We start from the raw sequence: 25,888 nt of genomic DNA, 5'->3' as shown, positions 1-25,888 counted from the left end.
CGGTCCAGTACTACACCTAGAAAAATCAGTCCGCCCAGCGCTGGTACGGGTCTCCTTCACGTTTCGAGGCTCGTACGGCCAGCGGGCAACCGTCGAAGCGTCGATAAGGAGACCCCTGATGCCAGCCCTGGACAGCCTCAAAAGCCTCAAGACCCTGCAGGTCGGTGAGCGCACCTACCACTATTACAGCCTGCCCGACGCCGCCCAGACCCTGGGCAATCTCGACAAGCTGCCCAAATCCCTCAAGGTGCTGCTGGAGAACCTGCTGCGCTGGGAAGACAACCAGACCGTTACCGGCGAGGACCTCCAGGCCCTGGCCGACTGGACCAAGACCCGCTCCGCCAATCGCGAGATCCAGTACCGGCCGGCGCGGGTGCTGATGCAGGACTTCACCGGCGTACCGGCAGTGGTCGACCTGGCCGCCATGCGCGAAGCCGTGGCCAAGGCCGGTGGCGATCCGCAGCGGATCAATCCGCTTTCTCCCGTCGACCTGGTGATCGACCACTCCGTAATGGTGGATCGCTACGCCAGCGAAAACGCCTACCACGAGAACGTCGAGATCGAGATGGAGCGTAATGGCGAGCGCTATGCCTTCCTGCGCTGGGGCCAGAATGCCTTCGACAACTTCCGCGTGGTCCCGCCGGGCACCGGTATCTGCCACCAGGTCAACCTGGAGTACCTGGGCCGCACCGTCTGGACCAAGGACGAGGACGGCCGCACCTATGCCTTCCCCGACACCCTGGTCGGCACCGACTCCCACACCACCATGATCAATGGCCTGGGCGTGCTGGGCTGGGGCGTGGGCGGCATCGAGGCCGAGGCAGCCATGCTCGGCCAGCCGGTGTCCATGCTGATCCCCGAGGTAGTGGGCTTCAAGCTCACCGGCAAGCTGCGCGAGGGCATCACCGCCACCGATCTGGTGCTGACCGTGACCCAGATGCTGCGCAAGAAGGGCGTGGTGGGCAAGTTCGTCGAATTCTTCGGCGATGGCCTGGCCACCCTGCCCCTGGCCGACCGCGCCACCATCGGCAACATGGCGCCGGAGTACGGCGCCACCTGCGGTTTCTTCCCGGTGGACCAGATCACCCTGGATTACCTGCGCCTGTCCGGTCGCCCCGAGGAGACCGTGCAACTGGTGGAAGCCTACACCCAGGCCCAGGGCCTGTGGCGCAATCCCGGCGACGAGCCGGTGTTCACCGACGTGCTGGAGCTGGACATGGGCGAAGTCCAGTCCAGCCTGGCCGGACCCAAGCGACCGCAGGATCGTGTGCTGCTCGGCGAGGTCGCCAAGACCTTTGGCGATTTCACTTCCCTGGCGCCGAAAAAAGCCGAGGCCCCCAAGGCTGGCAGTGGCGTGGAAGTCCAGCTCGACGGCCAGACCTTCCAGCTGGAGGACGGTGCCGTGGTGATCGCCGCCATCACCTCCTGTACCAACACCTCCAACCCCAGCGTGATGATGGCCGCTGGTCTGCTGGCGAAGAAGGCTGCGGAAAAAGGGCTGATGCGCAAGCCCTGGGTCAAGTCGTCCCTCGCCCCCGGCTCCAAGGTGGTGACCGACTACTACAACGCCGCCGGCCTTACCCCCTATCTCAACGACCTCGGTTTCGACCTGGTCGGCTATGGCTGCACCACCTGCATCGGCAACTCCGGTCCGTTGCTCGATCCCATCGAAAAGGCCATCCAGGACGCCGACCTCACCGTAGCCTCGGTACTCTCCGGCAACCGTAACTTCGAAGGCCGGGTGCATCCGCTGGTCAAGACCAACTGGCTGGCCTCGCCGCCGCTGGTGGTGGCCTATGCGCTGGCCGGCAGCGTCAAGGTCGATCTGACCCAGGAGCCACTGGGCACCGGCAATAACGGTCAGCCGGTCTATCTGAAAGACGTCTGGCCCACCCAGCAGGAGGTGGCCGACGCCGTGCAGAAGCTCGACACCGCCATGTTCCACAAGCAATACGGCGCCGTATTCGACGGTGACGAGAAGTGGCAGGCGATCCAGGTGCCAGACGCCGAGACCTATGTCTGGGATGCCGACTCCACCTACATCCAGAATCCGCCCTTCTTCGAGACCATAGCCGGCGATCCGCCGCGCATCGCCGACATCCACGATGCCCGCATCCTGGCGCTGCTGGGTGATTCGGTCACCACCGACCACATCTCCCCTGCCGGCAACATCAAGAAGGACAGCCCCGCTGGCCGCTACCTGGCCGAGCATGGCGTCGACTATGCCGACTTCAACTCCTACGGCTCGCGCCGTGGCAACCACGAAGTCATGATGAGAGGCACCTTCGCCAATATCCGCATCAGGAACGAGATGCTCGGTGGCGAGGAAGGCGGCAATACCTTCCACGTCCCCACGGGCGAAAAGCTGTCGATCTATGACGCCGCCATGAAGTACGAACTGGAAAACACCCCGCTGGTCATCATCGCCGGCAAGGAATACGGCACCGGTTCCTCCCGTGACTGGGCGGCCAAGGGCACCAATCTGCTGGGCGTGAAGGCCGTGGTCGCCGAGAGCTTCGAGCGCATCCACAGGTCCAACCTGGTGGGCATGGGCGTGCTGCCGCTGCAGTTCAAGGACGGCGTGGACCGCAAGTCCCTGGGACTGACCGGCCAGGAAAAGATCGCCGTGCTGGGCATCGACGGTGTCGAGTTGCGGCCGCACATGCCGCTAACCCTGGAAGTCACCCGCGAGGATGGCAGCCTGGAGAGCGTCGAGGTGCTCTGCCGCATCGACACGCTCAACGAGGTGAGCTACTTCAAGGCCGGCGGCATCCTGCACTACGTGTTGCGGGAGTTCCTGGCGAAGCCTGCGGCCTAAGCCAGCGTCAACGGACGCCCGGCAGCCTGGCTGCCGGGCGTTCTGCTGTCAGGAGGCTGCCAACAGCTGACTCGCCTCCCGCCCAAACCCCTTGACCACCTCCTGCAAGGGTCCGAGAAAGCGCGGGTGGATCAGCCACAGCTGGATTTCCGGCTTGAAGTCCTTCAGCGGGATCACCGCCAGGCGTTCGCGGTGGGCGCTGCAGGCCAGCAGCGGTGCCGGGACCAGGCCGAGGCCCTGACCGTCCGCCACCAGGCCGAGCTGGAGTTCGGTGCCATAGGTCTCCAGGTTGATGCGCAGCGCCTGGCCCTGCTCGGCCAGGGTCCGTTGCAGGCTGGCGCGAAAGCCACAGCCGTCGGGGTTGAGTACCCAGCCCTGGCCCTGGATATCGGCCAGCCGCTGCGCCTTGGCCGGCGCCTGGTCGCGGGCACAGACCACCTGCAGCGGCATGGCGCCCAGGGCCTGGGCCTCGATGTTGTCAGGGAACACCTTGTTGGCCGGAAACAGCACCAGGGCGCCGTCCAGCTCGCCATGCTCGATACGGCTGACCAGCACACTGCCCCAGCCCGTCGCCACCTGGGGGCGCAACTCCGGATAGCGGGCGCGGATCTCCCGTACCGCCTGCAGCAACAGCGCATCGCCCAGGGTCTGGGGCACGCCCAGGCGCAACAGCCCGGACGGCGGGGCATCGCCCGCCACCCGTTCGCGCAGGGCGTCCATCTCGCGCAGGATGGCGCGGCAGTGGCCGTAGACCTCCTGACCCAGACGGGTTGGCTTGAGCGGCTTGGTGTGGCGGTCGAGCAACTCGACACCCAGATCCTGTTCCAGGCTCTGCAGCCGGCGGGTGATGGCCGGCTGAGTGAGCCCAAGGGACAGGGCAGCGGCATTGAGGGAGCCGCTGCGGAGCACCGCGACAAAGGCTGCGATATCGTCGGTCTTCATGAGGAGGCGTCTGACTTCCCGTGGCTGGACATGCGCCTCAAGCATAACGCAGCCCCCCTCGCCTGTTTTGGGTTTAGCGTTGCGCCAGCTAATGGGTGAATCCAGAGCAGACCAGCTTTAGTCAGGTGTAGGCAAGGATCGCAGGGTACTGACCATTGACCGCATAGCGCCCGACCTCCAGCACCTTGTAGGCCAGGGGGTCGTGCAGGCTGTGGGTGCGCACGTCGCGCCAGAAGCGATCCAGGCCCAGGCGGTTGTGGGTGGCGCGGGCACCCAGGGCGTCGAATACCCGGGTGGTGACGTCCAGGGCGGTGCGGGCGGCCAGCACCTTGGCGCTGGCCACGGCGATGGCCGTCTCGCCGCGCAGGTCGGTGGTAAAGGCGGCATCGGCGTCGAGCAGGTCATCCACCCGCCGTGCCGCCACCTCGGCGAGGGCCACGGCGCCCTGCAGGGCGATCCAGAGTTCGCCCACCTGGCTCAACACCAGTTGATCCTCGCTGGCGCTGGCGGCGAGGGAATGCACCCAAGGCCGCGCTTCTGCATGCAGATAGCGCCGCGCCTCGCGCAGCGCGCCCTGGGCGGCGCCCAGGTAGTACTGGGTGAAGGCCGACTGGTTGACCGGGGTGCGGATGACCGCGGCGAAATCGCCCGCGTCTTCCAGGTCGCAGACCTGGACCTCCGCCGCGCTGGCCCAGACGTCGTCAAGGGTGAAGCTGCCGCTGTCGCTGCGGGCCACGCCGAAGTGGTCCCAGTCACCGGCGTAGGCCAGTCCGGGCCGGTCCGCCGGCAGGGTGACCATCAGGCGTGCACCGCTCTCCCGGTCAAGGGCGCTGATGGTGAGTCGATCGGCAAAGGCGGCGCCGCTGCAGAAGCCCTTGCGCCCGGTCAGGCGATAACCGCCGCCAGGACTCGGCGTGGCGAGGATGTCGTCGTCGCGTGGATTGACCACCCCGGCCAGCCACAGCCGTCCCTCGGCGATCTCCGCCAGCAGCCGATCGCGCCGCGGCTGGGGTTCGCGGCGCAGGTTCACGGTATTGAGCAGGTGATAGCCAAAGAGCAGGCCGACCGAGCCGTCGCCGGCGGCGATCTCGCGCAGCACCCGCATGGCCAGCGACCAGGGCTGGCCGGCACCCCCGAGCCGCACGGGTATGACCAGGTTGGTCAGGCCGCTGTCCTTGAGTCGTTGCAGCTGGGCGTCGGGACGAAGGCGGTCGCGTTCGTCGGCCACCACCCTCGCGGCGAATTCCGCGCCGATCTCGCGGGCCAGCGTCAGCCAGCCAGCGGCATCCTCGATCGTGCTCATCTAGTCCTCCAGGGGGCCGAGGCCCAGGTGATCTCTCAGGGTCGAACCCTGGTACTGGCGCCGGAACAGCCCGCGACGCTGCAAATGCGGCACCACGCTCTCGCTGAATTCGACGAAGGAACCCGGCAGGTAACCGGGGGAAATCACGAAGCCGTCGCAGCCGCCGGCCTCGAACCACTCGGCCAGCTGGTCGGCGATCTGGGCAGCGGTACCCACCAGCTGCGGCACCCGGACGCTGGCGGCGTAGCTGCGACCCAGTTCGGCCAGGGTGGTGCGCGGTCCCAGCTCCAGCAGCTTCTCGGCGGCGGCCGGCGGCAGGTCGCCGACCTCGACCACCTCGCCCAGGGCGGTGTCCAGGGTGAAGCGCGACAGGTCGATATTGAGCTGGGAGCAGAGGGTGATCAGCCCCACCTCCGGTTGCGCCAGGGCGTTGTGTCTTTCCTGCTTGGCGCGCGCCTCGGCTTCGCTGCCACCGATGAAGGGCATGACCGAGGTAAGGATCTTGCAGCCGTCGGGCGACCGCCCCTGATCCCGCACCTGGCGGCGAACGTCGTCGCGAAAGGCGCGCATGGCGGTGAGATTCGGCTGGATGGTGAAGATGGCCTCGGCCCAGCGCGCGCCGAAGCGCCGGCCGCGGCCGCTGGAACCGGCCTGGATCAGTACCGGGCGCCCCTGGGGACTGCGCGGGATATTGAGCGGGCCTTCCACGCGGAACCAGTCGCCCTGGTGATCGAGGGCGCGCACCTGCGCGGGATCAGCCAGCACGCCGGCGTCCCGATCCAGGCGCAGCGCCGCGGGTCCCCAACTGCGCCACAGCTTGACGGCCACCTCGACGAATTCGTCGGCGCGGTCGTAGCGCAGGTCGTGTTCCAGGTGGTGCGCCTTGCCGAACAGCCGGCCCTCGCTGTCGTTCATCGAGGTGACGATGTTCCAGGCGGCGCGCCCGCGGGACAGGTGATCCAGGGTGGCGAAGGCCCGGGCGACATGGGCCGGTTCATAGTAGGTGGTGGAGCGGGTGCAACCCAGCCCGAGATGGCGGGTGTGGGCCACCAGGTAGGAGAGCAGCGGCAAGGGGTCGAGTCGGGTGGCGTCCTGGGCGCCGAGGCGCAGAGCGGTTTCCCGCGAGCCGCCGAGCTGGTCGCCCACGGCCAGGCGGTCGGCGAAGAACAGGAAGTCGAACAGCCCCTCCTCCAGCGCCTTGGCCGCGCGGACGTAGTAGTCCGGGTCGAGGAAGTCGCCCTGGGTCTCGGGGTGGCGCCAGACGGCATGGCTATGGACCACCGGGCCGGCCAGCAGGAAGCCGGCGAGGTGCAGGTGGCGACTCATCGGCTAGCCTCCCGGGGCGCTTGCAGGTAGCGATTGAAACTCTGGTCATAGAGCGACTCGACGTCATAGGGCTGTGGCAACACCCCGGCCTTGACCAGGAAGTCGGCGGTCTCCTGGCCATCGCTCAGGGTCTGGGCGCTGATTGGTTCGACCCAGGTGGCGTCGCGCCGGAACCAGCGTTCGGCGATGGCCTGATCGGAGTTGTTGCGCCTGGCCCAGGCCTGGGCATAGACGTCGACGTGGTCCCGCGCCCATCTGCGGGCGCGTTGCAGGCGGGCGACAAAATCGCCGATGGCGGCGCGGTTCTCCTCCAGGTGCCCGGTATTGGCCACCACATAGACCGGGGCCGGCATCAGGTCCTTGGCGGTGACCAGCACCCGTCCGCCCTGGCGTTCCACCATGCTGACATAGGGCTCCCAGGTGGCGGTGGCGTCCAGGGTGCCCTGGCTCAGGGCGGCCACGGCCTCGGTCGGCATCAGGTAGCTGTAGCGCGGGGCGTCGCTGGGCAGTCCGGCCTGTTCCAGCGCCGAATAGACCAGCTGCTGGCTCCAGGAGCCCTTCCAGATGGCCACGCGCTTGCCGGGCAGGTCCGCCACCGTCTTGATCGGCGAATCCTTGCCGACGACGATGGCGGTGCCGTCCGGGCGGTTGCGGGTCACCGCCACCACCTTGACCGGTCCCCCGCGGGCGGCCAGGGCGATCACCGGGGTGTCGCCGACGATGCTCAGGTCGATGGAGCCGACATTGAGCGCTTCCACCACCGGCCCCCCGGCGTTGAATCTCTTCCACTGGATCTGGTACGGCAGATCCTTCAGCTCACCGGCCTGCTCCAGCAGGGTACTGCTGTAGTAGAACTGGTCACCGATGGTGAGGGTGACCGCCTGGGCCAGGCTGGCGGAGGTGCCGGCCAGCAGGCCGGCGGCGAATAGCAATCCCTTGATCACGAAGGCGTCTCCTCGAAGGTATCGGGAGCGCTCCGTGGGTTCGGTCGCGCGGTGGTTGGGTCAGCAGGCTTCAGCCGGTGCGACGGGCGGCGGCCAGGCGCGCGGCGACCTTCTCACGCGTCAGGGGGATCAGCTCGCGACCGTATTCGACGGCGTCGTTGAGCGGATCGAAGCCGCGGATCAGGAAGCTGTCCACACCCAGGTCGTAGTAGTCCAGCAAGGCATCCGCCACCTGCTCGGCGGTGCCCACCAGGGCGGTGGAGTTGTGCCCGCCACCGACCAGGGCGGCGATACCGGTCCAGAGTCGGCGATCCACGCGATCGCCCAGGGCCACGGTATCGCGCAGGCGCTGGGCCCCGACCGCTTCCGGCTTGGCCGGATGCACGGCGCCTTCCGCGGCCAGGCGCGCCTTGGCCTGTTGGCGAATGGCCTCGGCCTTGGCCCAGGCAGCGTCCTCGGTGTCGCCGAGGATCACCCGGAAGGAGACGTTGAAGCTGGGGGTGCGGCCATGGCGCGCCGCCTCGGCGCGGACCGCAGCGATCGTCTCGCGGGTCTGGGCCAGGGACTCGCCCCAGAGCGCAAAGACATCGGCGTGCTTGCCGGCCACCCGCAGGGCGGCTGGCGAGGAGCCGCCGAAATAGACCGGCAGACTCGGCTGCTGCAGCGGCTTGATGGCGGAGAAGCCCTTCGCCACCCGGTAGTGCTCGCCCTCGTGGTCGAAGGGCTGGGTGCTGGTCCACTCCTGGCGCACCACGTCGAGGAATTCCTCGGTGCGGGCGTAGCGCTGGTCATGATCGAGCCAGTCACCGTCCTTGCGCTGCTCGCCGTCGCTGCCGCCGCTGATGATGTGTATCGCCAGGCGGCCGTCGAGCAGATGGTCGAGGGTCGCCAGCTTGCGCGCCGCCAGGGTCGGGGCGACGAACCCGGGCCGATGGGCCAGCAGGAACTTGAGCGTCTGCGTCGCCTGCCCGGCCAGGGCAGTGACCAGGAAGCCATCGGGTTGATCGGACCAGTAGCCCACCAGGATGCGATCGAAGCCGGCCTGCTCGTGGGCCTGGGCGAAGCGGGTGACATAGCCCTTGTCGAAGATGGGACCGGAGGGGGCGATGATCTCCGAGGTGAGGCGATGGCCGATCATGCCGAGGAACTGAACGCTCATGGTGGTGAATCCCGTGCCGAGGTAAAGGGGACGCCTTCCGGGAAGGCGTTGGCTGGGGTTCACCTTAGGCAGGCAAGGCATAAGAAGGAAATTCCTTATGCGCATATCCTAATGCGAGATTTATTTATAAGGCGCATTTAAAGACATGGAGTACTAGATTTTCTATCGCGGTCTTGGCGGTCCGGCACGTGGCCGTTCCTACGAGACTTCAGCATTGTGCTGATCGCGGCCATGGGCCGCTCCTACGGGATATCCGGCTACTGTAGGAGCGGCCCACGGCCGCGATCAGCCGCCGTAGTGTGGAAAACGGCGCAGCCTTTTCCACTGGAGGACTTCGCTGCGAAGGGCACCCTCACCCCAGCCCTCTCCCAGGGGGAGAGGGGGCGGTCCGAGCGAGCGTTGAGAGGCGTTCCTACCGCGGCAGATCCGGTGGTCTGTTGCCCTTCAACGGTGGAGCCGTCTCAACCCAACCTACGGTGCTATCCCGTAGGTTGGGTTGAGCGCAGCGAAGCCCAACAGGCCGGGGAAGACCCTACCGCTGCATGCCCCACTTCTTCACCGTCAGCCGTTCCAGGGTGGCGAACACCAGGCCTTCCACCAGCAGGCCGATGATGATCACCGCGGCGAGGCCGGCGAAGACGCGGTCGGTGTAGAGCTCGTTGCGATTCTGGAAGATGTACCAGCCCAGGCCGCCCTTGCCGCTGGAGGCACCGAATACCAACTCGGCGGCGATCAGGGTGCGCCAGGCGAAAGCCCAGCCGATCTTCAGGCCCGAGACGATGGCCGGCAGCGCCGCCGGGATGAGGATCAGCCCGACGTACCTCAGCCCCTTGAGGCCGTAGTTGCGCCCCGCCATGCGCAGGGTGTCGGAAACGCCGAGAAAGCCCGAGTAGGTGTTGAGCGCCATGGGCCAGAGCACCGAATGCACCAGCACGAACACCAGGCTGTTCTCGCCGAGGCCGAACCAGAGCAACGCCAGGGGCAGCAGGGCGATGGCCGGCAGCGGGTTGAACATAGAGGTCAGGGTGCCGAGCAGGTCGCGACCGAACTGGGTGGACACGGCCAGGGCGCTCAACGCCAGGGCCAGGACCACGCCCAGCAGATAGCCCTTGAGCAGGGTGCCGAGGGAAATGGCGACCTTGGCCGGTAATTCGCCGGTCACCAGGCCATCCCAGAAGGCCGCGGCGGTCTGCAGGAAGCTGGGTAGCAGCAAATCGTTGCCCTGCCAGCGGGCGGCCACTTCCCAGGCCAGCATCAGGATCGCCAGAATCACCAGCTTGCGTAGCCAGGCCTGGCTCCACAGGCGCGTCACCAGGGGCAGTTCGACCGCCAGCGGCAAGTCGTCGAGGGGCGCGAGGTCGCGTTGGTATTCGGCCCGCACCGGGGGCTGTCGAGTCATGGGTCTACCTCGAAACTAGTAGGAAATGCGCCCCTGGACGATGGCCTGCTGCAGGCGCAGGCGCTCGTCGGCGACCTCCGGTGGCAGGGTCTGAACGTCGTCGGGGAACAGCAGGTTGTGGATGCGCAGCGCGGTACTCTGGAATTCGGCGCCGCCGAAGTCTTCGAGGCCGAACTGGTGGCAGTTGAGTTCCGCGCGGACCCGGCCCGGATGGGGCGACAGCAGCAGGATGCGATTGCCCACCACCAGCGCCTCTTCGATGGAGTGGGTGACGAACAGCAGGGTGAAGCGCACCTCGTCCCAGAGCGCCAGCAATTCTTCCTGCATCTTGCGCCGGGTCAGGGCATCCAGCGCAGCGAAGGGTTCGTCCATCAGCAGGATCTTGGGCTGCATGGCCAGGGCGCGGGCGATGGCCACCCGCTGCTTCATGCCGCCGGAGAGATGATGCGGATAGGCATCGACGAAGCGCGCCAGGCCGACCTTGTCGAGGTAATGCAGCGCCCGCTCGCGCGCCTCACCACGACTGGCCTGGCGACTGGCGAGCAGCGGGAACATGGTGTTCTCCAGCACCGTCTTCCACGGCGGCAGCTGGTCGAATTCCTGGAACACCACGATGCGATCCGGTCCAGGGCCCCTGATCGGCTGGCCATCCAGGCGGATCTCGCCGTGCAGCGGCGGCAGAAAACCCGCCACCGACTTGAGCAGACTCGACTTGCCGCAGCCGGACGGCCCGAGCAGCACGAAACGGTCGGCGCCATGCACCTCGAAGGACACCTGGTGGGTAGCCCGCACCCGGCGCTCGCGAGTGCGGTATTCGAGGTCGAGATCTTGCACCTGCAGCAGCGGCTGGGTCTGCGCCAGGGTCAGGTGCGGACGGGAAGCGAGAGGGGCATTCATGGTCGTCTCCGGTATTTAAAGGTTGCTCAAAGTTTTGCGAGCTAAAGCCAAACGAGGCGAAAAGACCGGAGGAAGCGGAATTTACGGGTGGTAAATGAGCATTCCGACGGGCTTTTCAACGCGGTTTGGCCGACGCGCAGCAGACTTTGAGCAAGCTTTCAAAAAGGTGCATCGCCCTGGATGGTCGTGCGATACAGCTTGCGCCGCAGATGATTGGGGCAGCCGGCCGCCAGGTGCAGCAGCGAGCGGTTGTCCCAGAACACCAGGTCGTGGGGCTGCCACTGGTGGCGATAGAGGTGCTCGGGCTTGACGCTGTGGGCATGCAGCTCGGCCAGCAACTCGCGACTCTCGTCTTCCGGCAGGCCGACGATATGGGTGGTGAAGCCCTCGCTGACGAACAGCGCCTTGCGGCCGTTTTCCGGATGGGTGCGCACCACCGGATGCACCACCGCCTTGACCTCGGCCAGTTGCGCGGCAGTCAGGGTCGGCCGCCAGTTACCCTCGAACTTGGGTTTGGCGTAGGTGGCGGTATAGGAATGCTCGGCCTGCAGACCCTCGACCTGGCGCTTGAGCGCCGCCGGCAGGGTGTCGTAGGCCAGGTGCATGTTGGCGAAGAGGGTATCGCCGCCCTCCTCCGGCAACTCCTGGGCATGCAGCATGGACCCCAGGCTCGGCAGCTCCTTGTAGGAGAGGTCCGAGTGCCAGAACTTGCCGGCATCGCCCAGGCCGATCGGCTGGCCGTCCTCGACGATGTTGGAGACGATGAGGATCTCCGGGTGGCCGGCCAGGTGGAATTGCTTGAGGACATGGATCTGCAATTCGCCGAAGCGGCGGCTGAAGGCAATCTGCTCCGCGGGGGTGATGCGCTGGTCGCGGAACACCACCACATGGTGGTCCAGGTGGGCGCGATGGACACGGGCGAAGTCTTCGGCATTGAGCGGCTGGGCCAGATCGATGCCGAGGATCTCGGCCCCCAGGTTGCCGAAGGGACGGATCTCGAAAGTCTCGCCGGCGGCCGGACGGGGGGATGCGAGGGTCATGGGAGTGTTCTCCTTGGTGGTCCAGCTCAGCTGCCGGGACGCTCGTGGGCTTCGGGGAAGAAGTAGTCCTGCCAGGCGGCAGCCTGGTGTTTCAGCACGCCCAGCTCATGCAGCTTCTGGGCGTAGACGAAGGTGCGCTGGGGCTCGACGGTGAAATCGATCTCCGGGTCCTCGACGATGCGCTGCACCAGGGCCAGCGGCAGCTTGGAATGCTCGACGCGGATATAGGCCTCGGCGGCCGCGGCCTTGTTGGCGCGGATGAAGGCGGCGGCCTCCACTAGGGCGTCATAGAAGGCACGATAAGTCTTGGGATTCTCGTCGTGGAATTTCTCGGTGGTGTAGAGCACGTTGAAGGTGCCCGGTCCGCCGAGGACGTCGTAGCTGCTGAGGATGCGATGGACTCGGGGATTCTCCAGCGCCTGGTACTGGAACGGCGGGCTGGAGAAATGGGTGGTGATCTCCGCGCCGCCCGCCATCAGGGCGGCGCTGGCATCGGGGTGCGGCAGACTCACGCTGATGGCGTCGAATTTCTTGAAGTGGGCGTCGCCGAAGACCTTGGCCGTCTCGATCTGCAGGGTGCGCGACTGGAAGCCCACGCCCGCCGCCGGCACGGCGATGCGATCCTGGTCGGTCAGGTCGCTGATCGACCTGACCTCGGCGCGATTGCTCAGCAGGTAGTTGGGCATGGCGCCCAGGGCGGCGATGGCCTTGACGTTCTGCCGGCCGCGGGTGCGATCCCAGACGGTCAGCATCGGCGGTACCCCGGCGGAGACCACGTCCAGCGCGCCGGCCAGCAGCGCCTCGTTCATGGCGGTGGCGCCGGAGATGCTGTTCCAGTCCACCTGGATGTCCAGCCCGGCGGCCTTGCCGTGCTTTTCGATCAGCTGCTGATCGCGTACCACGTCGAGGATCAGATAGCCGATGCCGAATTGCTGGGCGATGCTGATCCTGCCCTCGGCGGCGGCATTGCCCGCGAAACCCAGGGCACCCACCACCGCGGCGATAACCGCCAATCCCTTCCCTACCCTGCTCATCATCCCGCTCCGTGCCGACTGGCTACCCGAAAGCGTTATAGGCTAATGAGCTGTTATAACTTTTAGTAAAGACGGAATTTGACTAACCATATGCACGGAGATGCGGGACCGGGTGAATTCGACCGCTGGAAAGGTCCTAGCCTTCAAGCAGCTGTCGCAGGCGCCGCACGGCGCTGGCCGGCGTAGTAAGCACCGAGCCGCCCCAGGCGGCTTCGCTGGCCGATTGCGCGGCGGTCATGGAAAACTGTGCGAAACAGAGCACGTCATAGTCGCCGCGTAGCCGCTCTGCAGCCGCGGCGATAAGGGCGTCGTGGCGGGCCTGGTCTCCCGCATGCAGGGCTTCCAGCGCGCCTTCGCAAAGGATTGGTGAGATATCTACCGTCTGGCCGCGGCGGCTTGCTTCGACCTCGAAGTCGCTGACGATGGCCGCGCCCGCCGGGCCGAAGGTGGTCAGGGCGGCGATGCGACCGCCCCTGGCCAGGGCCTCCTGCACCATGGCCTCGTTGGGCTTGAGGATCGGTCGCTGATAGCGGCGCTGGCAGGCTTCGATGGCGCTGGAAAAGGCCGAGCAGGTAAAGAGCACGGCGTCGGCCTGGGCGCGAAAGGCATGCTCGGCCAGGTCCTGAATGCGCTGGTCCAGCGCTGGCGTACTGCCGACAGCGGCGCTGGCGTCTTTCGACAGCGAATCGTCCCAGAGATCGAAGCGCAGCGCCTGGGGCCAATCCTGGGCGAAGGCCGCGTTGATGGGCGCGATGGCGATGCGGGTGGCGTGAATCAGAAAGATGCGTTTGGCGGCGGTCATGGTGATAGCGCTCCAGGAAGGGCCGCCTGAACGGCGACGGGTAGCTGGCGGAAGCGCCTAGCGGACGTCGAGGATGATCACGCCGTCGGCGTCGGCGTAGAGCTGATCGCCGCTGCGGATCGTCTGCCCGGCGAAGGTCACCGGCTCGCCGACCTGGCCTTCGTTACGCTTGACCGACTTGCGCGGCGAGACGCCCAGCGCCTTGATGGCCAACGGCAACCCGGTCAGCACCGCCTTGTCGCGAACCTGACCATAGATGAGCGCACCGGCCCAGCCGTTCTTCACCAGGTCCTCGGCAATGATGTCGCCGAGCAGCGCGCAGCGGTCGCTGCCACCGCCATCGACCACCAGCACGCGCCCCTCGCCCGGCTGCTGGCTGAGTTCCTTGATACGCGAGTTGTCCTCGAAGCACCTGACCGTCAGCGCCGGTCCGGCGAAATCGGTGCGGCCGCCCAGGTCCTGGAAGATCGGCTGCAGGACCCGCGCCTGGTCACCATGCGCGTCGCAGAGGTCGGTGGTCTTGAAGGTCATGGTGGTGCTCCTTGATGGTCGAAAGATCGGTCAGGCCGTTACCGTTCGCCGTGCCAGCAACTGGCCGGTCACGACCACGATGAAGACGCCGAGGACGCCGGCGGCATAGGGGACCCAGTGCATGTCACCGGTACCGAGCCACCCCTGCAGGAGTTCATCGCTGGCAATCAGCTTGCCGGCGATCCAGCCGAGCAGTGCCGCGCCGGCCACCACCAGCCAGCGAAACCTTTCCATGAGCTTCAGGATGAGCTGGCTGCCGAAGATGATGATGGGGATGCTGATGAGCACCCCGGTGACGGCCAGGCCCAGATGGCCTTGAGCCGCGCCGGCCACGGCGATGACGTTATCCAGACTCATCACCACATCGGCCACCATGATGATCCAGATCGCCTGGCCCAGGGTGGTACCGGCCTTGACGTCGGCCTCGTCGTCTTCGGGCACCAGCAGCTTGATGCCGATCCACAGCAGCAGCACGCCGCCCACCACCTTGAGCAGCGGCCAGCCCAGCACGTAGCTGGCGACGAACAGCAGCAGGATGCGCAGGATGACGGCCCCGGCCACGCCACCCAGGATGGCCTTGCGACGTTGCGCGTCCGGCAGGCGCCGACAGGCCAGGGCGATGACCACGGCGTTATCGCCGCCAAGCAGGATATCGATGATGACGATCTGGAGCAGACTGGTCAGGAAGACCGGATCGGACAGGGCGGTAAGCAAGGTGGACCTCGTCTATTTGGGGGCTGACGTCCCTTGGGCAGCAGCGGCCCGCAATGATTTCAGGTCATTAATATTGTCGTTTATATCAATACAGAACAATATTTGCCAAGCCTGAAATCCAGCGTTCGCGGACCGAGAACGCTGCGTTGGCCAGATACCAATTTCCGGGTGATGCCGGCTCTCCTAGCATTCCCCTACCTCTCTACCTTCTCGCAATCGGACCGGATAGCCCATGAAGTTTGCCCTGGATTCCGCCTATACCGGCCAGCTCACCCTCGGTGACCGGCAGTACGCCTATGCCGATCTCAAGCGCCTGTTCGACGCCGACCCCCTGGCCCGCCTGCCCTATTCCCTGCGCCTGCTGGTGGAAAACGTCGCCCGCTGCTTTCCCGAGGCGCTACCGCCGGTGCTGGCCCGGGCCCGCGGTGAAGGCCCGCCATGCGAGGCGCCCTTCCTGCCCAACCGCCTGATGTTCCATGACACCACCTGCCTGCCCGCCCTGGCCGACTTCGCCGGCATGCGCGACATGGTGGCCGAACTGGGCGGCGATCCGAGCCGGATGAATCCGCGCATCCCGGCGGTGCTGACCATCGATCACTCGGTGATCGTCGAGCGCTTCGCCGAGCCAGGTGCGGTGGAAGCCAATCTGGACATCGACTATCGCCGCAACACCGAGCGCTACCAGTTCATCAAGTGGGCACAGAAGAGCCTGGACAACTTCAAGGTGGTGCCACCAGGCACCGGCATCATCCACCAGGTCAACATGGAGTCCTTGGGCACCGTGGTCTGGGAGAGCGAGACCAGTGACGGCCAGCCGCTGCTGCACCCGGATGGCATGGTCGCCACCGACAGCCATACACCGATGATCAATGCCATCGGCATCCTGGGTTGGGGCGTCGGCGGTCTGGAAGGCCAGGCGGCCATGCTGGGCGAACCGGTACCGATCAGCTTTCCCGAGGTCATCGGTATCCGCGTGACCAACGCGCTGCGTCCGGGAGTGACTGCCACCGACCTTTCCTTGAAAGTCACCCAGTTGCTGCGTCAGCGCGGCGTGGTGGGCAAGTTCGTCGAATTCTGCGGGCCGGGGCTGTCGGGCCTGAGCTGGGCCGCCCGCGGCACCCTGTCCAACATGGCGCCGGAATACGGCGCGACCGTGGTGTTCTTTCCGTTCGATGCCGTCACCATGGAATATCTGGCGCTCACCGGCCGCAGCCCCGAGCTGCGCGAGCGGGTAGCCGCCTACCTGGAGGCCCAAACGTTATGGCGCCACGACGGAGATCCCGAACCGGTTTTCACCGAGGTCATTCATCTGGACCTCGCCAGCATAGAGCCCAGCGTGGCTGGCCCGCACCAGCCGCACCAGTGGCAGCCACTGGCTGAAGCCGCCAACTCCTTTCGCGCCGAGCTCCGCGCCGAACCGGCTGCGGCACTGATCGCCCGCTCCAGCCAAGCCGCAGCGGATTACTTCGAGCCGAGTTTTGGCCAGCCATTGACCCACGGCGCCATCTCCATCGCCGCCATCACCAGTTGCACCAACACTGCCAATCCGAGCCAGATGATCCAGGCCGGGCTGCTGGCGCGACGAGCACGGATGCGCGGCCTGACCCGCAAGCCCTGGGTGAAGACCTCGCTCTCACCCGGCTCCCGGGTGGTGGCCGATTATCTGGGTGAAGCCGATCTGCTGAGCGACTTCGCCGCGCTCGGCTTCGAGCTGGCCGGCTTCGGCTGCATGACCTGCATCGGCAACTCGGGCACCTTCGAAGCCCATGTAGAGGCCTTCGCCGACCAGGGCCTGAAGACGGTGGTGGTACTTTCGGGCAATCGCAATTTCGAAGGCCGGGTCAATCCCAAGGCGCAGTTCGGCTACCTGGCCTCGCCGGCTCTGGTGGTCGCCTATGCCCTCGCCGGCAGCATCGACGTCGATCTCGAACAGGCCGCGCTGGGCCTGGACCAAACCGGGCAGCCGGTCTACCTGCGCGACCTGATGCCGGACGATGACGAAGTCCAGGCCTTGGTTCGCGCAACGGTGCGGCCCGAACTGTTCCGCCAGCGCAACGCCACCCTCTGGGACGGCACCCACCATTGGCAGGCGTTGTCGGCCGAGGGCAGCGTGCGCTTTCCCTGGTCGCCAAGCTCCACCTATCTGCGCCGTCCGATCTATCTGCAGGGCATAACCCCGGAGCCGCCGGCGTCGCTGGCCGTGCGCGACGCCCGGGCGCTGATGGTGCTGGGCGACAACATCACCACCGACCACATCTCGCCCGCCAGTGCCATTCCCCTGGAGAGCCCGGCCGGTCGCTGGCTGGTGGACCATGGCGAGGCGCCGGAAGACCTCAATCAATACTCGACCCGGCGCAGCAATCACGAGGTGATGATGCGCGGTGCCTTCGTCAACCGCGCGGTGAAGAATCGCCTGCTGCCGGCGCATCCGGGCCAGGGCGGCTGGGCGCGAGCAGCCGACGGCGAGGTATTGCCGGTGTACGACGCCGCCCTCAGCTGGGTCCGCCAAGGCACGCCGCTGGTGGTGTTCGCCGGCATCAACTATGGCGCCGGCTCCAGTCGCGACTGGGCGGCCAAGGCCCAGGCCACCCTGGGCGTCAGGCTGGTGGTGGCGCAGAGCTTCGAGCGGATCCACCGCAGCAACCTGATCGGCATGGGCATCTTTCCAGTGCGCTTCCCGGCCGGGCAAACCGCCGAGAGCCTGTGTCTGACCGGCGACGAGCGCCTGGACTTCGCTGGCCTGGATGAACTGCGGGTAGGGATCAATTCCATCACGCTGCAGATCATCCGTCCGGACGGCCGGAGTGACAGCGTGGCCCTCGAACTGCCGCTGGATTCCAGCCAGGAGCTGCTCTACCTGTGTCAGGGCGGCATCCTGCCCTATGTGATCCGCAAGAGCCTCGGCGAACAAGGGAGTTGAACCAGGGGTCTCGGTACACCGAGGCCCTAACCCTACAGCCACCTTGGACCGGTCATTTATCCCTAAATTGTATTTTGTGTATTTACAAGACAATTGGATTCGTCTTACCGTGCCTTACATGGCTCACGCCCGACAAGAACGACAACAGGAGAGCAATACATGAGCAAGCGCATCGCCTTCGTTACCGCCGGCATGGGCGGATTGGGAACCGCCGTCTGCCAACGCCTGGCTCGGGATGGCTTCACCGTCATCGCCGGCTGTGGCCCGGACTCGTCGCTCAAGACCGACTGGCTCGCACAGCAACGCAAGCTGGGCTTCGACTTCATCGCCGCCGAAGGCAACGTGGCCGACTGGGAATCCACCCGGGCGGCCTTCGCCAAGATTCGCGACGAGGTCGGCTCCGTCGATGTGCTGGTCAACAACGCCGGTACCGCCTGCAACGTGGTGTTCCGCGACATGCAACCGGGTGACTGGCAGACCGTCATCGATACCAATCTCAACTCGCTGTTCAACGTCACCCGGCAGGTGATCGACGGCATGACCTCCCGCGGCTGGGGCCGGATCATCAACATCTCGTCGGTCAACGCCCAGCTCGGTCAGGTCGGCCAGGTCAACTATTCCACCGCCAAGTCGGCGATCCGCGGCTTCACCCGGGCCCTGGCCCGTGAGCTGGCAGCCCGCGGCGTCACGGTCAATACCGTCTCGCCGGGTTACATCGCCACGCCACGGCTCAAGGCGCTCACCCGGACCGAGCAGATGGATCGCATCGTTCATGAAATTCCGATGCGCCGCCTGGGTACGCCGGAAGAGATCGCCTCCATGTGCTCCTGGCTGGCGTCGGACGAATCGGCCTTCGCCACCGGCGCGGACTTCTCCCTCAATGGCGGCCTTCACATGAGCTGATCGCTACTCCGCCACCGAACACAACGACAACCACAACAAAAGTTGTATTTTGGAATCAGGAGATACAGATGCTCTCTCTGCTCGGCTATGGAATGATCGTGACCTTCATGGCGCTGATCATGACCAAGCGGCTGCCGCCCTTGGTGGCCTTGACCATCATCCCCATCATCTTCGCCATCATCGGCGGCTTCGCGCCGGAAATGGGGCCGATGATGATCGATGGCCTGCGCAAGGTTGCGCCCACTGCCATCATGGTGATGTTCGCCATCCTCTATTTCGGCCTGATGTTCGATACCGGGCTGTTCGATCCCATCATTCGCACCTTCATCAAGCTGATCAAGGGCGATCCGGCCAACGCGGTGCTCTTCGCCACCCTGCTGGCCGGCATGGTGTCCCTGGATGGCGACGGTTCCACCACCTACATGATCACCCTGACCGCCATGCTGCCGCTGTTCCGCCGCTTGCGGCTGAATCCGCTGATCCTGCCCTGCGTGGTCATCCTCGCTGCCAGCGTCACCAACCTGCTGCCCTGGAGCGGCCCCATGGCGCGGGTCGCCGCCGCACTGCAGGTGGAAACCAGCCAGCTGTTCATCCCGCTGATCCCGCCGATGATCGTGAGCTTCATCGGGGTACTGGCGTTGGCGTTCTGGCTGGGGCTGCAGGAGCGCCGCCGCCTGGGCCTGCTGGCGGCGCCGGGCGGTAATCCCCTGCGCGCCACGGGTATGGATGAAGACATGGGTGATCTGCTCACCCTGAGCGATGAAAACGCCGAGCTGCGGCGGCCCAAGCTGTTCTGGTTCAACGCCCTCCTGACCCTGGCGCTGATGACCTGCCTGGTGATCGAACTGCTGCCGCTGCCGATCCTGTTCATGGTCGCGTTCTGCATCGCCCTGACCATCAACTACCGGCACATGGACGAACAGCGGCGGCGAATTTCGGCCCACGCACCCGCAGCCCTGACGCAGATCTCGATCTTCATCGCCGCCGGCATCTTCGCCGGCATCCTCTCCGGGACCGGCATGGTCAAGGCGATGTCCGGCTCGCTGCTCTGGGCCCTGCCGGAAAGCTGGGGCAACTACCTGGCGCCCATCACCGCGCTGCTGAGCATCCCCGGTACCTTCTTCATGTCCAACGACGCCTTCTACTATGGCGTACTGCCGGTGCTGGCCCACGCGGCCGAGGCCTATGGCATCGGTGCGGCAGAGATCGGCAGGGCTTCGCTGATCGGGCAGCCCGTGCACCTGCTCAGTCCGCTGGTGGCCTCTACCTATCTGCTGGTGGGCCTGGCCGGGGTGGAGTTCAGCGACCACCAGAAATACACCATGAAATGGGCGTTCGCCCTGAGCTTTCTGCTCATGGCGGTCTCCATGGCCCTCGGCCTGTTCCCGCTCTACTCGGCCCGCTGACGGCCCCGGCGACGGTGTGTCCGGCGCCGTCGTCCGCTCCGGATGGCCGTGGTTATGGTAACGTCAGGGCGATCCGCCAGACCCGGCTGGCCAGCCTCTTCCGTACCTGCGCTCCGGTACCCGTCGTCCAGAAGACTCCCGATGAAAAAAGACCTCGCCGAACAACTCGCCCCGCGCATCATCGATCTTGCCCGTGCCCGCTCGATGAAAGCCGGTGATCCGTTGCGCGAAGAGGCCTTCGCCAAGGAACTGGGCGTTTCCCGCTCACCGGTGCGCCGCGGTTTTGCCCTTCTCGAAGAACTGGGCCTGGCGCGCAAGGAGCCCAATCGCGGCTTCTTCCTGACCCGTAATGCCAGCACCATCGAGCAGGCGGCCCTGCCCAGCGAGGACGATCCCTACGAGGAGCTCTATCTGCGGGTGGTGGACGACATGCTGCGGGGCGATATCCGCAGCAGCTTCTTCGAGGCCGAGTTGCTGCGCCGCTACCAGATTCCCCGCGGCCAGTTGCTCAAGGTGCTCAATCGCCTGGCCAGCGAGGCCATGATCGAGCGCCGCCCTGGCCAGGGGTGGGAGATCAATACCTTCCTGCATGACAGCGAAGCCCATATCCAGAGCTATCGCTTCCGCATGGCCATCGAGCCCTTCGCCCTGCGCGAGCCGGGCTACCGCATCGACAAGCGCGCCTTCGCCCAGGCGCGCCAGTGGCAGCAACGATTGCTGGACGGCGAGCTCTTCACCCTGTCCCGCGCGCAGCTGTTCGAGATCGGCTCCAGCTTCCACGAATTGCTGGTGCGCTGCTCGGGCAACGTCTTCCTGCTCGAAGCCATCCGCCGGCAGAATCAGTTGCGCCGCTTCATGGCCTATCGCTCCAACGTCGAACGCTCGCGGCAGATCGGCCAGAGCCAGGAACACCTGCACATCCTCGACCTGCTCGAAGGCGGCAGTCGTGAAGAGGCGGCGCTGTTCCTGCACCAGCATCTCGACGTGGTCAGCCGGCTCAAGGCTGCTCAGGATCGCCAGCTCGAAGCCGCCGAAGAAGACGCGGCAAAGCAGCCCGCCTGATCTACCCACCTGCCTGAACCCTTCACTTCCCCTGCCCGCCCGTCCTCCGCACGGGCGCTGAGCGCCCGCGTTCGCACGCGACGAATCGCACCGCATTTTTTGTCCTGCGCCATTGCACGAATTGTTTTTAGGTGACATAAAGTACAAATCGTTCTGGCCAGGCGTTGACCCTTGCCGACTTAGCCACCAGACCGACTTCCCCACAGAATCTACAAGGAGAAAACAATGCGTATTCTGGTCCTGCCCTGCGATGGTATCGGTCCCGAAATCATCCAGGCGTCCATGTCCGTGCTGGATGTCGCCAACGAGAAATTCGGCCTGGGACTGACCTTCGATTACGACGACGTCGGCTTCACCAGCCTGGAGAAGCACGGCATCACGCTGCGCGACGAGACCCTGGAAAAGGCCAAGACCTACGATGGCGTGATCCTCGGCACCCAGTCCCATGCCGACTACCCGGCGCCCGAAAAAGGCGGTCGCAACGTCTCCGCTGGCTTTCGTATCGGTCTCGATCTCTATGCCAACGTGCGCCCGGCGCGCACCAGACCCTTCCTCGCCTCCAACATGAAGGAAGGCAAGAGCATGGACCTGGTGATCATGCGCGAGGCCACCGAGGGCTTCTATCCGGATCGCAACATGAGCCGCGGCTGGGGCGAGGTGATGCCCTCGCCGGACATGGCGCTGTCGACCCGCAAGATCACTCGCCACTGCAGCGAGCGCATCGCCCGCCAGGCCTTTGAACTGGCCATGAAACGGCGCCGCAAGGTCACCGCCATCCACAAGGCCAACAGCTTCCACATGACCGATGGCCTTTTCCTGGAATGCGTGCGCAACGTGGCCAAGGAATTCCCCGAGGTGCAGCTGGACGACCTGCTGGTGGACGCCTCCACCGCGCACCTGGTGCGCAACCCCGAGCGCTTCGACGTGCTGGTGGCCACCAATTTCTATGGCGACATCATCAGCGACCTGGCCAGCGAACTCTCCGGCAGCCTGGGCCTGGCCGGCTCGATCATGGCCAGCAACATCCACTGCTGCGCCCAGGCCCAGCACGGCTCGGCACCGGACATCGCCGGCCAGGACAAGGCCAATCCGGTGTCGATGATCCTGTCCATCGGCATGATGCTGCACTGGATGGGCGAGCACCGCGGCAACGCCAAGCTGCAGGAAGCGGCCGCGGCGATCGACCAGGCGGTGGACAAGGTGCTGGAAGATCCGGCCAAGCGGACGGCCGACCTGGGCGGCAGCCTGGGCTGCGCCGCCTTCGGCCAGGCGGTGGCCCAGGTCCTGCGCGGCTAAGGCCATACCCGCGTCTCCCGGGGCGTGCGCGCCCCGGTCATCCCGGATAACAACAAGGAGAACCACCATGGCCACGCCGCTCCTGGGCTGCATCGCCGACGACTTCACCGGCGGTACCGACCTCGCCAGCACCCTGGTGGCCCAGGGCATGCGCACCGTTCAGGTACTGGGCGTACCGGACCGTCCGCTGCCCAGCGACGCCGATGCCGTGGTGGTCGCCCTCAAGACCCGTACCCTGCCCGCTGCCGAAGCGGTCGCCCAGTCCCTGGCGGCCCTGGCCTATCTGCGCGAGCTGGGATGTCGGCAATTCTTCTTCAAGTATTGTTCCACCTTCGATTCCACCGCGGCCGGCAACATCGGACCGGTCGCCGATGCCCTGGCCGAGGCCCTCGGTGCGCGCCTGAGCATCGCCTGCCCCGCCTGCCCCGCCTTCCCCGAAAACGGTCGAACCCTCTACCTCGGCCAGCTGTTCGTCGGCGACCAGCCCCTGGCCGAGTCGGGCATGCGCCACCATCCGCTGACACCCATGACCGACAGCAATCTGGTGCGGGTGCTGCAGGCGCAGACGTCCCATTCCGTGGGCCTGCTGCGCCTGCCCCAGGTGCGCCAGGGCAGCGCAGCCATTGCCACCGCCCTGGCCGACCTCCAGGCGCAGGGCGTCCGCCATGTCATCGTCGACGCCATCGACAACGCCGATCTGCATGCCATAGGCGCAGCCGTGGCGGATCATCCTCTCGTCACCGGCGGTTCCGGCGTGGCTCTGGGGCTGCCGGCCAACTTCCGTCGCCGGGGTCTGCTGGCCGCCCATGCCGAAGCGTCAGCCCTACCGGCTGCGCCCGGTCTGGCTGCCGTGCTGTCGGGCAGCTGTTCCACCGCGACCCGTGGCCAGGTGGCCCTCTGGCTAGAGCACCGGCCTGGCTTTCGCCTCGATCCGCTGGCCCTGGCCGCAGGCGAGGATCAGGTCGGCGCTGCCCTGGAGTGGGCCGCAGCGCGACTGCCTTCCGAGCCAGTACTCATCTATGGCAGCGCCGATCCCGCGGAGGTGCGCAAGGCCCAGGCCCAGCTGGGCGTGGAGCGCGCCGGCCAACTGGTGGAAGACGCCCTGGCCCGCATCGCCCAGGGCCTGCACGAAGTCGGTGTGACCCGGCTGGTAGTGGCTGGCGGCGAAACCTCGGGCGCAGTGGTCAAGGCGCTTGCCATTGACAGTCTGCGCATCGGTGCGCCCATCGCCCCGGGCGTACCCTGGACGCTGGGCAGCGGCGCCCGGGGGGCCATCGCCCTGGCGCTCAAATCCGGCAATTTCGGCACGCCGGACTTCTTCGAACGGGCCCTGGCCGTCGCCCCCTGACCCTTGCAAGGATCGCCCATGAGCGGCTCTGCGCCACGCTACGATCTGGTCAGCCTGAACGTCTTCCGGGCGGTGGCCCAGGAGCGCAACGTCACCCGCGCCGCGCGGCTCTGCCATCTGGCCGTCTCCGCCGTGAGCAAGAGAATCAGCGAACTGGAAGACCAGGTCGGGGTGCCACTGTTCATCCGGCACGCCCGTGGCATGGGACTCACCCCGGCCGGCGAGACCATGCTGCACTATGTGGAGCGGGTGCATGGCGATCTGCGACTCATGCAGCTGGAGCTCAACGAGCACGGCAGCGGCGCCACCGGCCATATCCGCCTGCAAGCCATCACCTCGGCGCTGACCAACCACCTGACTCCCGATCTCGCCAGCTTCATGGGCCTCTATCCGCGGGTCGATTTCGACATCGAGGAGCGGGTGGGTGGCAGCATCGTCCAGGCGGTCGCGGAAGGCCGGGCGGACGTGGGCATCGTCGCGGCCGATACCGCCGCCCTGGACCTGGAGACCTTCGCCTATCGCCGCGAGCGACTGGTGGTGATCGCCGCTGCGGATCACCCCCTGGCCGGGCGTGACCGGGTAAGCTTCGCCGAGACCCTGGACCACGAATTCATCGGCCCCCACGTGGAAAGCTCGATGAACGCCCTGCTCTCGCGCCAGGCGGCGCTGCTCCAGCGCGGCATCCGTCAACGCGTGCGCATCAGCAGCTTCGAGGCCATGTGCCGGCTGGCGGCGATTCGCCTGGGCCTGTGCGTACTGCCCGAGTCCATCGTGCGGCCCTATCTCAAGCCGATGAAACTGGTGGCCCTGGAACTGGACGAAGCCTGGGCCAGTCGCGCCATCGTCGTAGTGGTGCGGCGCTATAGCGCGCTGTCACCGGTAGCCAAGGCCTTCGTCGGTCATCTGCGCCCCTGAACCCTGCAACCGGATCCCTGTACAACGCCATGTCGACTTCCCGCTTCGCCCCTCGCCCCTGGTGGCCCACCCCCTTCGTCGGCCTGCTCGGCGGCTGGCTCGCCAGCCTGGTGCACTGGCCGTTGCCGTGGATCACCGGCGCCCTGATCGCCGTAACCCTCTGCCGCTGCCTGGGCTGGCGCATCACTGCCATTCCCCACGGCCGCCCCGCGGGGCAATGGCTGATCGCCACGGCCATTGGGCTGCACTTCACCCCGGCGGTACTGACCGAGGTCGTCAGGCACCTGCCGCTGATGGCCTTGGCAGCGGTTGCCACGCTACTGCTGGCGCTGGTGGGTATCACCGCCGTGCAGCGCCTGGGCACGGAACGCAAGACCGCCTTCTTCGCCTTCATGCCAGCCAACTTCGCCGAGATGATCAATCTGGCCGAACGCCATGGCGCCGATGGGCCCAAGGTCGCCGCCGCCCATACCCTGCGGCTGGTGATCATCGTGCTGGTGGTGCCGCCCGCCATGCTCTGGGGCGTGCCGGGTATCGCCCAGGCCGCCCATGTCCCACCGCCGCCGGACTGGCGCTGGCTGGCACCGCTGCTGGCGGCTGGGCTGGTGGCGGCCCTGGCCTGGAAGCGCCGCGGCTGGCCCAATCCCTGGATGTTCGGCCCCCTGGCCCTGTGCTGCCTGGTCACCGCCTCCAGCGGCCTGGTCACCAGCCTGCCGCCGACGCTGAGCCACCTGGCCCAGATGCTCATCGGCGTCACCCTGGGGTGCCACTTCGACCGCGCCTTCTTTCGCCGCTCGCCGCGCTTTCTGCTGCTGGCAACCCTCTACACCGTGCTCTGCCTGGCCGCCACCTTCCTGATCGCCTGGCTGCTGGCCCAGGTATTCGCCCTGCCCTTCACCACCCTGGGCCTGGGCATGACACCGGGCAGCACCACCGAGATGTACCTGACGGCGGAGGCCCTGGGGCTGGGTGTGGGCACCGTTACCGCCATGCAGATTCTGCGTCTGGTGGTGGTGATGGCAGTGGCCGAGCCGCTGTATCGGCGCTGGTGCGCACGCTCGGTTGAGCCGGTGACCAGGGAATCGCCCTAGCGCCCGCTGCAACGTCGTAGCGCGGTCGGACGCGTGGC

21 protein-coding genes are annotated in these 25,888 nt (G+C 66.4%); 9 read left to right on the top strand and 12 right to left on the bottom strand.

Features of this window, described 5'->3' with window-relative positions:
- The first annotated feature begins 118 nt into the window (after positions 1–118).
- The gene (gene acnA / locus PVZ72_RS08780) at positions 119–2,818 is read left to right on the top strand and encodes an aconitate hydratase AcnA (RefSeq protein WP_273861715.1); all 2,700 of its coding nucleotides are present in this window, start codon (positions 119–121) and stop codon (positions 2,816–2,818) included.
- 48 nt (positions 2,819–2,866) lie between these two features.
- Here acnA (PVZ72_RS08780) and PVZ72_RS08775 read toward each other — a convergent pair whose 3' ends face one another.
- The 12 genes from PVZ72_RS08775 to PVZ72_RS08720 all read right to left on the bottom strand — a co-directional run bounded on the left by PVZ72_RS08775 (position 2,867) and on the right by PVZ72_RS08720 (position 14,909).
- Positions 2,867–3,760, bottom strand: coding sequence for a LysR family transcriptional regulator (locus tag PVZ72_RS08775; RefSeq protein ID WP_273861714.1), 894 nt, complete (start codon positions 3,758–3,760; stop codon positions 2,867–2,869).
- Positions 3,761–3,881: 121 nt separating this feature from the next.
- Positions 3,882–5,063 carry an acyl-CoA dehydrogenase family protein gene (locus PVZ72_RS08770; protein ID WP_273861713.1) on the bottom strand — a complete coding sequence of 394 codons (1,182 nt, stop codon included), beginning with the start codon at positions 5,061–5,063 and terminating at the stop codon, positions 3,882–3,884.
- The gene (locus tag PVZ72_RS08765) at positions 5,064–6,389 is read right to left on the bottom strand and encodes an LLM class flavin-dependent oxidoreductase (protein ID WP_273861712.1); all 1,326 of its coding nucleotides are present in this window, start codon (positions 6,387–6,389) and stop codon (positions 5,064–5,066) included.
- Entirely contained in the window at positions 6,386–7,333 is a 948-nt protein-coding gene (locus tag PVZ72_RS08760; protein WP_273861711.1) for an ABC transporter substrate-binding protein, read from the bottom strand. The genes PVZ72_RS08765 and PVZ72_RS08760 overlap by 4 nt, the downstream gene beginning before the upstream one ends.
- 70 nt (positions 7,334–7,403) lie before the next feature.
- Positions 7,404–8,492 carry an LLM class flavin-dependent oxidoreductase gene (locus PVZ72_RS08755; RefSeq protein ID WP_273861710.1) on the bottom strand — a complete coding sequence of 363 codons (1,089 nt, stop codon included), beginning with the start codon at positions 8,490–8,492 and terminating at the stop codon, positions 7,404–7,406.
- A 532-nt stretch (positions 8,493–9,024) separates the two neighbouring features.
- Complete coding sequence (locus PVZ72_RS08750; RefSeq protein WP_158896882.1) at positions 9,025–9,891, bottom strand: ABC transporter permease; 867 nt, start codon at positions 9,889–9,891, stop codon at positions 9,025–9,027.
- Between the two features lie 15 nt (positions 9,892–9,906).
- Positions 9,907–10,788, bottom strand: a complete 882-nt coding sequence (locus PVZ72_RS08745; RefSeq protein ID WP_183630282.1) for an ABC transporter ATP-binding protein — start codon at positions 10,786–10,788, stop codon at positions 9,907–9,909.
- A 158-nt stretch (positions 10,789–10,946) separates the two neighbouring features.
- Entirely contained in the window at positions 10,947–11,828 is an 882-nt protein-coding gene (locus PVZ72_RS08740) for a TauD/TfdA dioxygenase family protein (RefSeq protein WP_273861709.1), read from the bottom strand.
- 26 nt (positions 11,829–11,854) lie between these two features.
- Positions 11,855–12,862 carry an ABC transporter substrate-binding protein gene (locus tag PVZ72_RS08735; RefSeq protein WP_273861708.1) on the bottom strand — a complete coding sequence of 336 codons (1,008 nt, stop codon included), beginning with the start codon at positions 12,860–12,862 and terminating at the stop codon, positions 11,855–11,857.
- Between the two features lie 136 nt (positions 12,863–12,998).
- Positions 12,999–13,664: an aspartate/glutamate racemase family protein gene (locus PVZ72_RS08730; protein ID WP_273861707.1), complete on the bottom strand. Its 666-nt coding sequence runs from the start codon at positions 13,662–13,664 to the stop codon at positions 12,999–13,001.
- A gap of 57 nt (positions 13,665–13,721) precedes the next feature.
- Positions 13,722–14,195: a ribonuclease E activity regulator RraA gene (rraA, locus tag PVZ72_RS08725; protein WP_187979120.1), complete on the bottom strand. Its 474-nt coding sequence runs from the start codon at positions 14,193–14,195 to the stop codon at positions 13,722–13,724.
- A 30-nt stretch (positions 14,196–14,225) separates the two neighbouring features.
- Complete coding sequence (locus tag PVZ72_RS08720; protein ID WP_187979119.1) at positions 14,226–14,909, bottom strand: TerC family protein; 684 nt, start codon at positions 14,907–14,909, stop codon at positions 14,226–14,228.
- A 232-nt stretch (positions 14,910–15,141) separates the two neighbouring features.
- Here PVZ72_RS08720 and acnA (PVZ72_RS08715) point away from each other — a divergent pair, with 232 nt between their 5' ends.
- From acnA (PVZ72_RS08715) to PVZ72_RS08680, 8 genes are all read left to right on the top strand, one after another.
- Positions 15,142–17,829, top strand: a complete 2,688-nt coding sequence (acnA, locus tag PVZ72_RS08715) for an aconitate hydratase AcnA (protein WP_273861705.1) — start codon at positions 15,142–15,144, stop codon at positions 17,827–17,829.
- Between the two features lie 159 nt (positions 17,830–17,988).
- Positions 17,989–18,732 carry an acetoacetyl-CoA reductase gene (gene phbB, locus PVZ72_RS08710; protein ID WP_187979117.1) on the top strand — a complete coding sequence of 248 codons (744 nt, stop codon included), beginning with the start codon at positions 17,989–17,991 and terminating at the stop codon, positions 18,730–18,732.
- 68 nt (positions 18,733–18,800) lie between these two features.
- A complete protein-coding gene (locus PVZ72_RS08705; protein ID WP_273861704.1) occupies positions 18,801–20,138 on the top strand; it encodes a CitMHS family transporter in 1,338 nt (445 codons plus the stop codon).
- 141 nt (positions 20,139–20,279) lie between these two features.
- The gene (locus tag PVZ72_RS08700) at positions 20,280–21,200 is read left to right on the top strand and encodes a GntR family transcriptional regulator (RefSeq protein WP_183630291.1); all 921 of its coding nucleotides are present in this window, start codon (positions 20,280–20,282) and stop codon (positions 21,198–21,200) included.
- A gap of 225 nt (positions 21,201–21,425) precedes the next feature.
- Entirely contained in the window at positions 21,426–22,496 is a 1,071-nt protein-coding gene (locus PVZ72_RS08695) for an isocitrate/isopropylmalate dehydrogenase family protein (RefSeq protein WP_059232449.1), read from the top strand.
- Between the two features lie 67 nt (positions 22,497–22,563).
- A complete protein-coding gene (gene otnK / locus PVZ72_RS08690; RefSeq protein ID WP_273861703.1) occupies positions 22,564–23,844 on the top strand; it encodes a 3-oxo-tetronate kinase in 1,281 nt (426 codons plus the stop codon).
- Between the two features lie 18 nt (positions 23,845–23,862).
- The gene (locus PVZ72_RS08685; protein ID WP_187979114.1) at positions 23,863–24,759 is read left to right on the top strand and encodes a LysR family transcriptional regulator; all 897 of its coding nucleotides are present in this window, start codon (positions 23,863–23,865) and stop codon (positions 24,757–24,759) included.
- Positions 24,760–24,788: 29 nt separating this feature from the next.
- Positions 24,789–25,850 (top strand): AbrB family transcriptional regulator, encoded by a 1,062-nt coding sequence (locus tag PVZ72_RS08680; RefSeq protein WP_273861702.1) that lies wholly within the window; start codon positions 24,789–24,791, stop codon positions 25,848–25,850.
- Positions 25,851–25,888 lie beyond the last annotated feature (38 nt).

Origin of the sequence: Pseudomonas sp. LA5, assembly GCF_028640825.1 — a bacterium.
In the GTDB taxonomy this organism is placed as follows: domain Bacteria; phylum Pseudomonadota; class Gammaproteobacteria; order Pseudomonadales; family Pseudomonadaceae; genus Chryseomonas; species Chryseomonas aestiva.
This window is presented reverse-complemented; position numbering and strand designations above follow the sequence as displayed.

What these genes read in the sequence shown, in the direction of transcription:
- PVZ72_RS08680 (WP_273861702.1), top strand. Translation starts at nt 24,789, where the DNA reads ATGTCGACTTCCCGCTTCGCCCCTCGCCCCTGGTGGCCCACCCCCTTC.
- acnA (WP_273861715.1), top strand. Translation starts at nt 119, where the DNA reads ATGCCAGCCCTGGACAGCCTCAAAAGCCTCAAGACCCTGCAGGTCGGT.
- PVZ72_RS08735 (WP_273861708.1), bottom strand. Translation starts at nt 12,862, where the DNA reads ATGAGCAGGGTAGGGAAGGGATTGGCGGTTATCGCCGCGGTGGTGGGT.
- PVZ72_RS08695 (WP_059232449.1), top strand. Translation starts at nt 21,426, where the DNA reads ATGCGTATTCTGGTCCTGCCCTGCGATGGTATCGGTCCCGAAATCATC.
- PVZ72_RS08700 (WP_183630291.1), top strand. Translation starts at nt 20,280, where the DNA reads ATGAAAAAAGACCTCGCCGAACAACTCGCCCCGCGCATCATCGATCTT.
- rraA (WP_187979120.1), bottom strand. Translation starts at nt 14,195, where the DNA reads ATGACCTTCAAGACCACCGACCTCTGCGACGCGCATGGTGACCAGGCG.
- acnA (WP_273861705.1), top strand. Translation starts at nt 15,142, where the DNA reads ATGAAGTTTGCCCTGGATTCCGCCTATACCGGCCAGCTCACCCTCGGT.
- PVZ72_RS08705 (WP_273861704.1), top strand. Translation starts at nt 18,801, where the DNA reads ATGCTCTCTCTGCTCGGCTATGGAATGATCGTGACCTTCATGGCGCTG.
- phbB (WP_187979117.1), top strand. Translation starts at nt 17,989, where the DNA reads ATGAGCAAGCGCATCGCCTTCGTTACCGCCGGCATGGGCGGATTGGGA.
- PVZ72_RS08730 (WP_273861707.1), bottom strand. Translation starts at nt 13,664, where the DNA reads ATGACCGCCGCCAAACGCATCTTTCTGATTCACGCCACCCGCATCGCC.
- PVZ72_RS08745 (WP_183630282.1), bottom strand. Translation starts at nt 10,788, where the DNA reads ATGAATGCCCCTCTCGCTTCCCGTCCGCACCTGACCCTGGCGCAGACC.
- PVZ72_RS08755 (WP_273861710.1), bottom strand. Translation starts at nt 8,492, where the DNA reads ATGAGCGTTCAGTTCCTCGGCATGATCGGCCATCGCCTCACCTCGGAG.
- PVZ72_RS08775 (WP_273861714.1), bottom strand. Translation starts at nt 3,760, where the DNA reads ATGAAGACCGACGATATCGCAGCCTTTGTCGCGGTGCTCCGCAGCGGC.
- PVZ72_RS08740 (WP_273861709.1), bottom strand. Translation starts at nt 11,828, where the DNA reads ATGACCCTCGCATCCCCCCGTCCGGCCGCCGGCGAGACTTTCGAGATC.
- PVZ72_RS08685 (WP_187979114.1), top strand. Translation starts at nt 23,863, where the DNA reads ATGAGCGGCTCTGCGCCACGCTACGATCTGGTCAGCCTGAACGTCTTC.
- PVZ72_RS08770 (WP_273861713.1), bottom strand. Translation starts at nt 5,063, where the DNA reads ATGAGCACGATCGAGGATGCCGCTGGCTGGCTGACGCTGGCCCGCGAG.
- PVZ72_RS08765 (WP_273861712.1), bottom strand. Translation starts at nt 6,389, where the DNA reads ATGAGTCGCCACCTGCACCTCGCCGGCTTCCTGCTGGCCGGCCCGGTG.
- PVZ72_RS08750 (WP_158896882.1), bottom strand. Translation starts at nt 9,891, where the DNA reads ATGACTCGACAGCCCCCGGTGCGGGCCGAATACCAACGCGACCTCGCG.
- otnK (WP_273861703.1), top strand. Translation starts at nt 22,564, where the DNA reads ATGGCCACGCCGCTCCTGGGCTGCATCGCCGACGACTTCACCGGCGGT.